Raw genomic sequence first — 12,439 nt, forward strand, 5'->3', positions numbered from 1 at the left:
AATTGTACGTCAAACAACCAATAAATAAAAGCTATTCATGCCTCAGAAGCGCGGAAAGCCGCCACCACCGCCCATTCCCGGTGGCATCATGCCTTTCATGCCACGCGCTAACTTGGTCATACCTGACTTGCTGCCAAATTTCTTCATCATTTTTGCCATCTGCTTATGCTGCTTGAGCAGACGGTTTACATCCTGAATCTGGGTACCGGAACCCACCGCAATACGACGCTTACGTGAGCCGGAGATGATATCCGGATTGCGTCGTTCTTTAGGAGTCATGGAGTTGATAATCACTTCAAACTGCTGCATGCCTTTTTCAGCCTGCGCCGCTTGAGCCGCTTGCGCCATTTGCCCCATACCGGGCAATTTTTCCAGCATGCCCATCATGCCGCCCATGTTGCTCATCTGCTGGATCTGTTCACGGAAGTCTTCCAGATCAAAGCCTTTGCCTTTGGTCATCTTCTTGGCTAGCTTTTCAGCCTTGGCCTTGTCGATCTTCTGCTCGGCCTCTTCGATCAGGCTGAGCACATCCCCCATACCGAGGATACGCGAGGCAATACGATCAGGATGGAAAGGCTCCAGTGCGTCGGTTTTTTCACCCACACCGATGAATTTGATTGGCTTACCGGTAATATGACGTACCGACAAAGCCGCACCACCACGTGCATCACCATCCGTTTTGGTCAGGATCACACCGGTCAATGGCAGCACTTCATTAAAAGCTCGTGCAGTATTGGCAGCATCCTGACCGGTCATGGCATCAACCACAAACAGGGTTTCAACCGGTTTAACCGCGGCATGCAGATCACGAATCTCAGCCATCATCGCCTCATCAATGGCAAGACGACCGGCGGTATCCACCAGCAGCACATCGTGGTGTTGCAGGCGGGCATGACGAATGGCGCTATTGACGATATCTACTGGCTTCTGACTGCTATCCGAGGGAAAAAACTCCACGCCCACTTCAGTTGCCAGGGTTTCCAGCTGACGAATAGCAGCGGGTCGATAAATATCGGCTGACACCACCAGTACTTTTTTCTTTTTGCGCTCTTTCAGAAAACGAGCCAGCTTGGCCACAGAGGTGGTTTTACCCGCGCCCTGCAAACCCGCCATCATAACGACCGCGGGTGGCGTGATGCTCAGATCGAGCTCAGCATTAGCCTCACCCATCACTTTGATCAGTTCTTCGTTGACTATTTTAACGAAGACCTGGCCAGGACTCAGGCTTTTACTGACTTCCTGCCCGACCGCGCGCTCTTTAACGCTGTTAATGAACTCTTTAACAACCGGTAAAGCCACATCCGCTTCAAGCAGCGCCATGCGCACTTCGCGCAGGGTGCTTTTAATATTCTCTTCCGTCAGGCGCGCCTGACCGGTGACGCTGCGTAACGTCTGCGTTAATCGTTGTGTAAGATTATCAAACATGCTTTGCCTCTGATCGGATCATCTGTGGCCAGCTGAGGACGTGTCTTCAGCAACTCGGTGTAACCACTGAACAAACTTTGCTCGACATTATACAGATCCCTGCACTCGCACTGCACCCTATATTTCTTATTTACACAGTTTATGCCAAACTTATGCGCCTGAAAGGAGATTCATTGGATGCTGATTTTCATCTCATTATTTGCAGTTATATGCTACGCCATCGCATCCTGGCTGCAATGGCAGCGCGCCACGGGTAGGCGGCTTGATGTTCGCCCCGCTGTACTTATTTCGGGGGTTCTGGGCTTTGTGGCCCACGGGGTTTCGGTGTACCACACGCTTCACCATGAGGCGGGTATAGATCTTGGCCTGTTCAGCATGGGCTCACTGATCAGTTGGCTGGTCGCCGCACTAGTGATCGGCAGCAGTTTACGCCAACGCATTGACAACCTGTTTATCGGGGTCTTCCCGATGGCGGCGCTTGCCGTACTGTTAGCGGCCATCATGCCGGTCTCGGATACACTGAAGCCCTATGGTAGCGGTTTATTCCTGCACATTCTGTTATCAGTGCTGGCCTACAGTATTTTCACCCTGTCCGCGCTGCAGGCCATCCTGCTCTGGCGCCAGCAACTGGCATTGAAGCAGCATCATACACGTGGTCTGGTCGCCAGTTTACCGCCCCTGCAGATCATGGAAAAACTGCTGTTTGAGATGCTTTGGGTCGGTTTTATTCTGTTGAGCATTTCATTGCTCAGTGGCTGGTTGTTTGTTGAGAATCTGTTTGCACAACATCTGGTTCATAAAACCCTGCTATCCATCGCCGCCTGGTTAATTTATGCCACGCTGCTAGCGGGCCGCAAACTCCTGGGTTGGCGCGGCATCACCGCCATCCGCTGGACTATCGGTGGCTTTTTATTGTTGATGCTGGGCTACTTTGGCTCAAAGCTGGTCATGGAGTTCATCCTCTAGATTTTTATAGCTATTGACACAGCCGGGTTCTGCTCTGAAAATGGCTATCCCTATTTATAACACAGGTTTTTATTTTGGAAGACGCGTCGATAAGCTCTCTGCTGATTCTGCTTGGCTTTCTGATTATTTTATCAGCTTTCTTTTCCAGCTCAGAAACCTCAATGATGTCGTTGAACCGTTACCGGTTACGCCATCTAGTAAAAAAACACCATCGCGGTGCTATCAGAGCCAGTCAACTACTGGAACGCCCTGATCGCCTGATAGGCCTTATCCTGATCGGTAATAATTTTGTTAACATTCTCGCGTCAGCGATTGCCACGATTATTGCGGTCAAGCTCTGGGGAGATGCCGGTATTGCTATTGCTACCGGTGTGTTAACACTAGTGATTCTGATTTTTGCTGAGGTGACGCCAAAAACCCTGGCCGCCTTACACCCCGAGCGTATTGCTTTTCCGGCCAGCTTCATACTTCATCCGCTGTTGAAACTATTTTATCCGCTGGTCTGGCTGGTGGGTGCCATCACCAATAATCTGCTACGTGCCTTTGGCGTTAAACCCAATCAGCATGGTAACGATCATTTGAGTACGGAAGAGCTGCGCACCCTGGTACATGAAGCCGGGGCCCTGCTCCCCAAACGTAACCAGTCAATGCTACTCGGTGTGCTGGAGCTGGATGATGTCACCGTTAACGACATCATGATCCCCCGCAATGAAGTGGAAGGCATAGATATGGACCAGACGCTTGAACAGATTCTGGAGCAGCTTTCCAACACCCTGCATACCCGCTTGCCGATTTATCATGGCGATATCAATAAGGTTATTGGCCTGTTGCATATGCGCAAACTGGCTCAACTGATTCAACGCGGTGAAGTTACCAAAGAGGCTATTTTACAAGTAGCCAGTGATCCCTATTTTGTGCCGGAAAGTACGCCGCTGCAGACTCAGCTACTCAATTTCCAACAGCAGAGTCGACGTATCGGTATCGTTGTCGATGAATATGGTGATGTCGAAGGGATCGTCACGCTGGAAGATATACTCGAAGAGATCGTGGGTGAGCTGTCTGAAGAGAACAATGATCTGGTCGAAGATATTCATCCACAGGATGATGGCAGTTATTTCATCGATGGCGGCGCCTATGTCCGTGACATCAACCGGGCGCTCCACTGGCAACTGCCAACCGATGGCCCAAAAACACTCAACGGCCTGATTACCGAAACCCTGGAATCACTGCCGGATGCTAACATCTGCCTGGTCATCGGCGAATACCGCGTAGAAACCCTGCAGATACAAGACAAGTTTATCCAGACAGTGCGACTTATCCCTATCCGTAAGGATAAGCTGCGCTGATCAGCATAATCCCCGCTCCGGTCGGGTTGGCATAGTTAACGGCATGTCAAACCCGATCGTCAGCAACTCACAGATAATATAAGCCGTCAGCCCCCAAATAAGCTCGCCTTCATAATGCCAGGAAGGTACATCCCAGACCTGATCTCCCACGACGATTTGATCCAGTTGCGGTGGACCCTGCTCAAGGAAAAAACGTACCGGCACTTTAAAAATACGTGCGATTTCTCCTGGATTCGCTTGCAAGGGTAAATGCTCCGGTATCACACCCACCCAAGGGGTGACCTGCAGATGATGTTTGGAAACCACCTGTCCCAATGGGCCGTATAACTCCACATCCTTTGCGCTGAGTCCAATCTCTTCATTGGCTTCACGCAGCGCCGTATAGGATAGAGAGGCATCGGATTCATCGCGCTTACCCCCAGGAAAACAGACTTCGCCCTTGTGTGTATTGAGATGAGATGCCCGGACTGTCAGAATCAGCTCTGGATGGTTTTCAGACCGGGTCACAGGTATCAGCACAGCCGCTTCCCGCCCTTTACGACGCAATCGCCAGGGTTGATGGGCATTGATACGCTGAATGGCCTGAGTAAGCATAGTGTCTCCTTATCCCGTTGATGATAACGCTAAAAAAACGGGTCGACTAGCCTATCTGCATCTGACTACAATGACGGGGAAGCAACAAGGAACCAGCCCAATGAAATACTGTTCGAATTGTGGTGCGGCGGTTGAGCAAAAAATACCCGCGGGTGACAACCGTCACCGCTATGTATGTAACTGCTGCCATACCATCCATTACGAAAACCCCTGTATTATTGCAGGCTGTCTGCCGGTCTACCAGGACCAGGTATTATTGTGCAAACGCGCGATTGAGCCGCGCTATGGCCTCTGGACGCTGCCGGCCGGATTTATGGAAAATGGTGAATCCACCGAACAGGCGGCCTTACGTGAGACACTGGAAGAAGCCAATGCTCAGGTAATCATTCGCAGCCTCTACACCATGACATCCATTTTGCATGTTGATCAGGTGCAGATGATCTATCTGGCAGACATGCCGGAGCCTAGTTTCAGCATTAGTGATGAATCACTTGAGGTGGAGCTGTTCCGTGAAGACGAGATCCCCTGGGATGCGCTGGCCTTTCCGACGATCACCAACGCATTGAAGTTTTATTTCAGTGACCGTAAAACCGGCCACTTCCCGCTGCGCCATCTGGCGATGAGCCGCAGCGACGAAGGCGAGCTATGTTGTGAGCTGGGCACCCATCAGTGAGGTTTACCCAGCGCTTCTATTTCCTGCCAGTAACGCTGATATTCAGGGCTATCCTGGCGGGTGTAGTTAAGGTTACGGAACAAACTGGTCAGATGCACAAAATGTTTGCGCGCCAGCTCTTTTGTAGTCAGCGCTGGCAGATTTTCCAGGCTGCGAGTCAGTAGACGAAACAGATCTCGCTGCCGGGCAATCGGCACCGAAATATCCACAGCATCAAAGGCATCCTGCTGCAAATACACCTGATCAAGACACTGTGACTTCTGCCAGAGAAGATAATCCTCCAGCGTTACGCCCTCCTCACCGGTCACCTGCATCATCTGCTGTACTTCTTCACCCTTTCTCAGCAATAACAGCATTTCACGCACCTGAGGTACCCAGTCTTTGTCCATATGCTCGGCAAACCAGGTTTCCAGCTGTTCCAGATAGCGAGACCAGGAGATCAGCGGATCCACGGCTGGATAGGCGCGTTTATAGGCCCGGTCAGCACTCAATCCCAGGAAGGTTTTCACCGTGCGCAGGGTTGATTGGGTCACCGGTTCTTCAAAGTTACCACCCGCCGGGGATACCGTACCAATCAATGTCAGGCTACCCATCGAACCATCATTGGTACGTATCAGACCGGCTCGCTCATACAGTGCGCGCACGGCTGAGTCCAAATAAGCCGGAAAAGCTTCTTCGCCTGGTATTTCTTCCAGACGCCCGGACGTTTCGCGCATGGCCTGCGCCCAGCGCGAAGTCGAGTCAGCGATGAGCAACACGTTATAACCCATCTGACGGTAGTACTCACTGATAGTGATGCCGGTATAGATGGACGCTTCACGCGCGGCCACCGGCATGGACGAGGTGTTACAGATGATCACCGTGCGATCCATCAAGGTGCCGCCTTTAGGGTCCGGTGTTTTCGGAAATTCAGTGATGGTTTCCACCACTTCACCAGCACGCTCACCACAGGCTACGATAATCACAATATCGACATCTGAATAGCGAGAAATCAAACTTTGCAGTACCGTTTTCCCTGCCCCGAAAGGACCAGGTATGCAGGCAGTACCGCCTTTCGCTACCGGGAAAAAGGTATCAATCAAACGGATAGTCGTCAGCATCGGCTCATGCGGGTACATCCGCTCACTGTAACCGGCTCGCAGCAGATCACGATTCACTGGCACACGTACTGGCCAGAACTGCTGCATGCACACTTCGTGCTCCTGCCCCTGTTGATCCCGCAGGCGCACCACTGGTGTAGTGACGGTAAAACTACCCTCCTGAACCCAGGTGACTTCAGCCTCACCGCGCAAGTTGAAGGGCACCATAATCTTATGGTTAAAGCGTCGCTCCTGCACTTTGCCAAGCACATCGCCCGCTTTGACCCGCGAACCGATTTTGACCAAGGGCTGAAAAGCCCAGTGCTGCTGCTGATCAATACCATCAACATCCAGACCCCGCGGCAAAAAGAAGCCGTGCTGGCCGGCAATCAGCTCCAGCGGATTCTGCAAGCCATCATAGATTTGTCCCAGCAACCCTGGACCCAGCGCTACTGAGAGCAGTCGGCTGCTTTGCACCACCACATCACCGATTGAGACACCGCGGGTATTTTCAAATACCTGCACATCCGCTTCACCATGACGGACACGCAATACCTCCGCCTGCAAACGCTCCTGACGACCATCGGCCGGCAGACGCGCAGGACAGATGTACACCACCTCATTTTTGACCAGCGCAAAAAACTCACCTTCATCGTCTTTCATCAGGCGAATGGTGACTATATCATCGCGCACACCCGCGACACGCGCGGTTACCGGTGTTGCATTCATGTGTTAAATTCCTCAAACATCTGCTCTAGCTGCTGTTGAATACCACTGCTTTGCATTAGCTCACCACTCAGACCTTCAAAGGCAGTCAGAGCCGTATCAGCATCACCACTCAAACGCCGTTCAGCCAGCCCCCAGCGCAGCACAAAACAGATCACAGTTTCCAGGGTGAAGTGGTGACTACGCTCCGTAGCCAAAAGGTTCTGCCACAGATACTGATCCATACGATTCTGCAGATCACCGGTGCGGCCCTGCTCAAACAACAGCCCCAACTCTTCCAGATAATCGACTTGTGTTTCCAGACCAAAAAAAGGTTCCTGCCAGTGACGGCGAATCCAGGGTGTCCAGCGTCCAAACCCCTGAAAATGCTCTGCCGAGGTTTCCGGACGGCGCCGGTAACGCAGTGCCGCCAACAAAGTCTGCATTTCCAGGCGTAAACCCAGGCATGCTCGCAAGGCCTCGGACGGAAAACTGTCCAATTGCTGTTGCCAGCGCATCGCCCGATCGCGATCAGGTAGTGATGTATCACCTTTGGCAACCGGATGATAGAGTTGCTCAGCCAAACGCAGTAGTTGCCAATCGGCATCACTGAGCAAGCTCAGTCGCTTTTCCAGCGCAATGCGAGACAACGGTAACTGGGTGCACTTCTCCATCTGCTCATGCAGCCAGGGCAGAGCAACCACCAGGGTGTAATAGTCCGCCACTAGCGGATAACTCCTTCCAACAAGGCACGAAAACGCGGTTGCAGGTGTTTGAGCAACACTTGTGCTATCGCCACTTCAGTCAGGTCAATCTCAACATCTTTACCGCTCAAACGTATACGCAGTCCGCGACCAGCATGGGTATCAAAACTGATGCCATCGCGCAGCAATTCGGCCGATAAGGACTGCACAAACTGACTTAAACGCCCCTGACGGTATTCATGTGCATTGCGGCGCAACTCATCCAGGCCGATAAACTCATCCGGCAGCATCACTTCCACACTGTGACCGTCCAGATGCGACTGATCCCGCACCTTGCCCACCAATTCAAGTATCAGCCGGCGCATAAATTCGGCATTGTCCATCTGTTGCTCAACCAGGCGCTCTACCTGATCAGCAAAGCTTAGCGCCATGCTCTCTTTCAATTCCAACAGCAGATCACGCGCGGCCATTTTCAGAGCGTCTTCACCGGCCTTACGCGTCTGCTCAGCATCACGCTGCGCTGTCTGACGAATGGTGTCGGCATCATGGCGCGCTTCATCAAGCAACTGAGCGGCTTTCTGACGCGCCTCTTGCAGCAGTTGATCAGCTTCTGTACGCCCTTTCTGTACGCCTTGATCGCGCAACTGTTCGATCAGTGCTTCGACCCCATAGGAGGGATGGTGTTTTTCCTGCTGATTCATATGTCACTCCTAAGCAGGAACACCTGCACTGATAACCAAGGCAAAGATAAAGGCAAATACCGCAAAGCCTTCGACAATCGCTGCCGGTGCCAGTGACATCCCGAATATTTCCGGACGAATTTTGGAGACATTGATTGCCGATGCGCAGCTACGCCCCTGGTAAATCGCACTGAACATCAGTGCCAGGCCACATAGTAAACCGATACCCGCCAGCCCCGCTGCATTTTCCGGGGTGACGTCACGATTCAGCGCAAACATCACCACGATGCCATAAATAGACTGGGAGGACGGCATGGCTGAAATACCGATATAACGACCGTGTCCGGTTTCGGTTTCCAGCAGTGCCCCCACAGCCGCCTGACCTGCCAGTGAACAGCCGATCATACTGCCTATCGCGCCCAACGCCATCGGGCCATAAAGCCCAGCCCAACCCAGGGCCATAATCAGGTTGTCCAAGGTGTAACCTCCTGTTTCGAGAAAGGCCGGAAGGCATAGCCTTCATCTGCCAGACTCCAGTTATAAAATTCAATAAGATTCAGACGCAGTCCGTGAATCACTCCACTGACCACGGTCAGGACAAAGTTCAGCATGTGCCCGGCTAACAAGATCAAAACTTTGAGGAACATGCCGATACCTGGCAAAGCCATCGCCACATCGGTAGACAGCTGATTGAAGGTGATCGCCAGGGATGCGCTGGCCAACCCCAGTGCAAACAGGCGCAGGTAGCTCAACACATCACCAAACATTTTGGTGATATTGGTCAATGCCAGGGTACCCTGCAGCAAACCACGCAACTGCCAGCGTTCCTCCTGACCACTCATGCCTAACACCAGCAACAGGCCAAGGGCAAACACCAGCCAATGCAGCAGATGAAAGCCCTGCAGCCAACCCAGTAAGGCCGACAGTACCGCCAGCGCCCAACCTACCGATGCCCAGGCCTGCAATGACTGACGCCGAACCCAGGCCATCATCAGATTGGCCAATAGCAGGTGCAATGCACCAATACCAATGGATAGCCGCATCATGTAATCAAAGTCATTAATATCAATGACTTTTAACTGCTGTAACCAATCAAAAGGGGCTGGAGCACCGAAATAGCTGCCTACAGCCACACCCCAGACAAAGCTGGCAACACTCAGCGTCAGCCCGAGCGAACGTAGCCGACGCTGAGTTCGAGTAGCCTGCATCGATTTCCAGTAATAGGCCAGAATAGCCCCCAGCAACAGCGCATAACCCGCATCCGACATAATGATGGCAAAAAAGCCGGTGAAGGAGAAAAACACCACTCTGGACGGGTCCCAGCTACGGTATCCCGGGGTCTGAAAAAAGCTGACCACTTCCTGACCACCGCCCAATTGCTCGGTATTCTCCAGCAAGGTCGGGGGAACTTCCTCTCGCTCAGGCTCTTCAATCAACAACACCAATCCCTGACTCTCAGCAAAGGCCTGCAGATCTTCCAGATGCGACTCAGCCACCCAGCCTTGTAACGCAAAAATCTCCCCGCAGTCGAGGGTCTGATCAGCCACCTCAGATAGAAATGCACTGTCCTGCGTATCAGCCACACAGCGCTGCAGTTGATAGATCCAGCGAGTCAGCGCTTCACGCTCAGCTTCGGTTGATTCCAGCTCTATCTCGATGTCCTCGAGATCCTGCTCCAACTGACTCAGGGGAACCTTACCAGTCAAGGTCCGAGCCACCGGCATACGGTTAGCATCCGGCTCCTGCTCTGACACTACCACGATATAGGCATGGCGGTTGTCCCGGTGAACACAATGCCAGATTAATCCAGAGCGCTCGACCTGATGCATTTGAAAGTTTGGCACCAGATAGAACCAAAGTTTTTGATGCGCCAACGCATCGGGCTCAGGAAAGCTAAAATCGCCCCAAGGGGTTAGATCTGCAATACGCTTTTCCAGAAAATCGCGACGTGCCATCAGCTCCAGACGCCGGGTACGGCTAAGGTCAATACGATCCAGCATTTCAACCAGGCTGAACTGGCGTGTTCGCACTACCTGACGGCGCTTTTCACGGCAGCTCAACAAATACTGCAATGCCCGCTTAAGGCGCTCGGGATTCACACTGTCTTCCGCTTGCACCTTCTGCTGAGGGTCCTGCAACGGAATCACGTGCATTAGTCCCAGCGCTTGCAAGGCATCCAGAAGTTGCAGTTTTTCTTCAGTCAGACCAATCAAAGCGGCCTTTTTCAGCTGCAGAATACTCATGAGGGCAGCGCCTGACGTTTATTCTTGGCAATTTTTGCGCGTACAACACCGGCACGCTCAGCATCGGCCAGCGCAATGCGGATCTTACGAATATTAGTCTGAGCCTTAGGAATCAACACCTTATCGAAAAGATTCAGGCGTTGCGTAGTTTTCTGCAGGCCTTTATTCAGTAATTCCAGGCGCTTATTTAGTACCTGACGGCGGGTTTTGATCTCCACCACCTGCTGTAACTGTGATGCCAGCTTATCTAGCCAATGCTCCGTACCTAAACAGGAATAGGGGTTAATCACCAGCTCCAGCGAACGCAGTTCCGGTAAACGTATACCCACCAGATTCACTTCCACCAGCTCTATGTGTTTGATCCGAACCAACTCATCGGCACGCCCTTGATAGTTACTCAGCATACGCAGTTGCTGCTTAACGCGTGCTTCCACATCAATAAGCTCCTGGTCATGCTCCAGCAACTTTTGTTGTGCTGTCACCCGGGCTGCAAGCAGTTGTTTACGCTTCAAATCCAAAGCCGGTACAAATTTCTGGTAGGCTTTGACCTTGCGCCCTTCCTTGTTCAGGGTACTTTTATTCAGCGCCAGCCGACCCATGATTTACCCTCGTACACTAGCCGGTTGGGGGAAATACTTGTCTACCAGATCCTGCTTCATCAGCAGCTCATCTGCTTCAAAGCACTCAGCGAGGGTCTTCCAGCACAGATCAAGCGCCTTTTCCAGCGGCAGTGACACCTTGATGTCCATAAAGCGACGCTGAAACAGATCACCGAAGCGCAATAGCCGCAGATCATAGTCGGTTAACTCAAATGACATCGCCTGCTTCTGCTGGGCATCTTGCGCCGAAGCATAAAACCGCACCATGGTGTTCATGATCTGGCCATGATCTTCACGGGTCACCTTACCTATCACATGCTGTTTCAGACGCGACAGAGAACCAAATGGATCCAGCACGCCATCATGCAGGTAGAACTGCCCTTCGGTGATATAGCCAGTGTTATCCGGCACCGGATGGGTGACATCATCACCGGGCATGGTGGTCACTGACAGAATCGTGACAGAACCCGCACCTTTATAGTCACAGGCCTTCTCATAGCGCCGCGCCAACTGCGAATAGAGGTCACCAATATAGCCACGGTTTGACGGTACGTGCTCCATCGCCACGCCCACTTCTTTGAGCGCATCGGCATAGGCGGTCATGTCGGTGAGCAGCACCAGCACCCGCTTACCTTCTTCGACCGCGAAGCGCTCCGCCACGGCTAAGGCCATATCCGGCACCAGCAGTGCTTCGACTGTGGGATCAGAGCCCAGATGAACATACATGACGGTTTTGGCCAGCACGCCCGCCTTTTCGAAAGCGGTACGGAAGAAATGGTAGTCATCGAAGATCAACCCGATACCGCCGAATACCACAACATCAGCATCCGCATTGGCACCGATCTGCGCCAACAGCTGGTTATAGGGCTCTCCGGCAACGGAGAAAATCGGGATTTTCTGGCTTTCAACCAAGGAGTTAAAGACGTCGATCATCGGTACGTCGGTACGAATCATGCGCGAGGCTAATACTCGGCGAGCAGGGTTAACCGTCGGCCCATCAATTTCGATGTGCGGCTCTTCAGTCAGATCAGGACCGGCATCAATGGGTACGCCAGCACCGGAAAATACCCGACCGAGAATATTAGTGGAAAAGGCCACCTGCATAGAGTGACCAAGAAAGCGGATGGTGGCCTTGGTTGACAGGCCTTTGGTGCCAGAAAACACCTGCAGCGAAACGGTATCACTGCCCAATTCAATTACCTGTGCAAGGCAAGGCAACTGCGAAGGGTCAAGGGGATTTTCAATCAGTGCCAAATCACCAAAGCCGACACTGCCGGTTTTGTCTCGATCAGGTTCAGGCACATAGACCTTAACCAGATCACCTACAATTTCAAGGATTTTTGAGTAGCACAATAGCAATTGAGACACGACACACTTCCTGTATAAAACCCACAGGAAGATTAAGCCATGCCCAGGTTACATTTA

General features: G+C 52.3%; 12 protein-coding genes. 3 read left to right on the forward strand and 9 right to left on the reverse strand.

What is annotated here, in order from left to right; translation table 11 throughout:
• Positions 1–42: 42 nt before the first annotated feature.
• Positions 43–1,425, reverse strand: a complete 1,383-nt coding sequence (gene ffh, locus ACN0R1_RS09120) for a signal recognition particle protein (RefSeq protein ID WP_417582065.1) — start codon at positions 1,423–1,425, stop codon at positions 43–45.
• Between the two features lie 177 nt (positions 1,426–1,602).
• On the opposite strand from ffh, the gene ACN0R1_RS09125 reads away from it, so the two are divergent.
• Together ACN0R1_RS09125 and ACN0R1_RS09130 are read left to right on the forward strand one after the other, a co-directional pair.
• Positions 1,603–2,391: a cytochrome C assembly family protein gene (locus ACN0R1_RS09125; protein WP_417582067.1), complete on the forward strand. Its 789-nt coding sequence runs from the start codon at positions 1,603–1,605 to the stop codon at positions 2,389–2,391.
• A gap of 74 nt (positions 2,392–2,465) precedes the next feature.
• A complete protein-coding gene (locus ACN0R1_RS09130) occupies positions 2,466–3,737 on the forward strand; it encodes an HlyC/CorC family transporter (RefSeq protein WP_417582069.1) in 1,272 nt (423 codons plus the stop codon).
• Here ACN0R1_RS09130 and ACN0R1_RS09135 read toward each other — a convergent pair whose 3' ends face one another.
• Positions 3,738–4,331, reverse strand: a complete 594-nt coding sequence (locus ACN0R1_RS09135) for a CoA pyrophosphatase (RefSeq protein WP_417582071.1) — start codon at positions 4,329–4,331, stop codon at positions 3,738–3,740. It lies immediately after the preceding gene.
• A gap of 100 nt (positions 4,332–4,431) precedes the next feature.
• Between ACN0R1_RS09135 and ACN0R1_RS09140 the strand changes: the two genes are divergently transcribed.
• Entirely contained in the window at positions 4,432–5,004 is a 573-nt protein-coding gene (locus ACN0R1_RS09140) for an NUDIX hydrolase (protein ID WP_417582073.1), read from the forward strand.
• On the opposite strand, the gene ACN0R1_RS09145 is transcribed toward ACN0R1_RS09140, so the two are convergent.
• From ACN0R1_RS09145 to ACN0R1_RS09175, 7 genes are read right to left on the reverse strand one after another with little or no spacing between them, the layout of a single operon-like run.
• Positions 4,998–6,812, reverse strand: a complete 1,815-nt coding sequence (locus tag ACN0R1_RS09145) for a V-type ATP synthase subunit A (RefSeq protein WP_417582075.1) — start codon at positions 6,810–6,812, stop codon at positions 4,998–5,000. The genes ACN0R1_RS09140 and ACN0R1_RS09145 overlap by 7 nt on opposite strands.
• Positions 6,809–7,513: a DUF2764 family protein gene (locus ACN0R1_RS09150; protein ID WP_417582077.1), complete on the reverse strand. Its 705-nt coding sequence runs from the start codon at positions 7,511–7,513 to the stop codon at positions 6,809–6,811. Before ACN0R1_RS09150 ends, ACN0R1_RS09145 begins: the two co-directional genes overlap by 4 nt.
• Complete coding sequence (locus ACN0R1_RS09155) at positions 7,513–8,193, reverse strand: ATPase (protein WP_417582079.1); 681 nt, start codon at positions 8,191–8,193, stop codon at positions 7,513–7,515. The genes ACN0R1_RS09150 and ACN0R1_RS09155 overlap by 1 nt, the downstream gene beginning before the upstream one ends.
• Before the next feature lie 9 nt (positions 8,194–8,202).
• The gene (locus ACN0R1_RS09160; RefSeq protein WP_036520543.1) at positions 8,203–8,649 is read right to left on the reverse strand and encodes an ATP synthase subunit C; all 447 of its coding nucleotides are present in this window, start codon (positions 8,647–8,649) and stop codon (positions 8,203–8,205) included.
• The gene (locus ACN0R1_RS09165; protein ID WP_417582081.1) at positions 8,637–10,415 is read right to left on the reverse strand and encodes a V-type ATP synthase subunit I; all 1,779 of its coding nucleotides are present in this window, start codon (positions 10,413–10,415) and stop codon (positions 8,637–8,639) included. The genes ACN0R1_RS09160 and ACN0R1_RS09165 overlap by 13 nt, the downstream gene beginning before the upstream one ends.
• Complete coding sequence (locus tag ACN0R1_RS09170) at positions 10,412–11,014, reverse strand: V-type ATP synthase subunit D (protein WP_417582083.1); 603 nt, start codon at positions 11,012–11,014, stop codon at positions 10,412–10,414. The genes ACN0R1_RS09165 and ACN0R1_RS09170 overlap by 4 nt, the downstream gene beginning before the upstream one ends.
• 3 nt (positions 11,015–11,017) lie before the next feature.
• On the reverse strand, positions 11,018–12,382 hold the full coding sequence (locus ACN0R1_RS09175; RefSeq protein ID WP_417582085.1) for a V-type ATP synthase subunit B: 1,365 nt from the start codon (positions 12,380–12,382) through the stop codon (positions 11,018–11,020).
• Positions 12,383–12,439 lie beyond the last annotated feature (57 nt).

It is taken from the genome of Nitrincola sp. (genome assembly GCF_048264025.1).
GTDB lineage: Bacteria > Pseudomonadota > Gammaproteobacteria > Pseudomonadales > Balneatricaceae > Nitrincola.

Coding starts and splice junctions, on each gene's coding strand:
- ACN0R1_RS09135 (WP_417582071.1), bottom strand. CDS start 4,331: ATGCTTACTCAGGCCATTCAGCGTATCAATGCCCATCAACCCTGGCGA.
- ACN0R1_RS09165 (WP_417582081.1), bottom strand. CDS start 10,415: ATGAGTATTCTGCAGCTGAAAAAGGCCGCTTTGATTGGTCTGACTGAA.
- ACN0R1_RS09125 (WP_417582067.1), top strand. CDS start 1,603: ATGCTGATTTTCATCTCATTATTTGCAGTTATATGCTACGCCATCGCA.
- ACN0R1_RS09140 (WP_417582073.1), top strand. CDS start 4,432: ATGAAATACTGTTCGAATTGTGGTGCGGCGGTTGAGCAAAAAATACCC.
- ACN0R1_RS09170 (WP_417582083.1), bottom strand. CDS start 11,014: ATGGGTCGGCTGGCGCTGAATAAAAGTACCCTGAACAAGGAAGGGCGC.
- ACN0R1_RS09145 (WP_417582075.1), bottom strand. CDS start 6,812: ATGAATGCAACACCGGTAACCGCGCGTGTCGCGGGTGTGCGCGATGAT.
- ffh (WP_417582065.1), bottom strand. CDS start 1,425: ATGTTTGATAATCTTACACAACGATTAACGCAGACGTTACGCAGCGTC.
- ACN0R1_RS09155 (WP_417582079.1), bottom strand. CDS start 8,193: ATGAATCAGCAGGAAAAACACCATCCCTCCTATGGGGTCGAAGCACTG.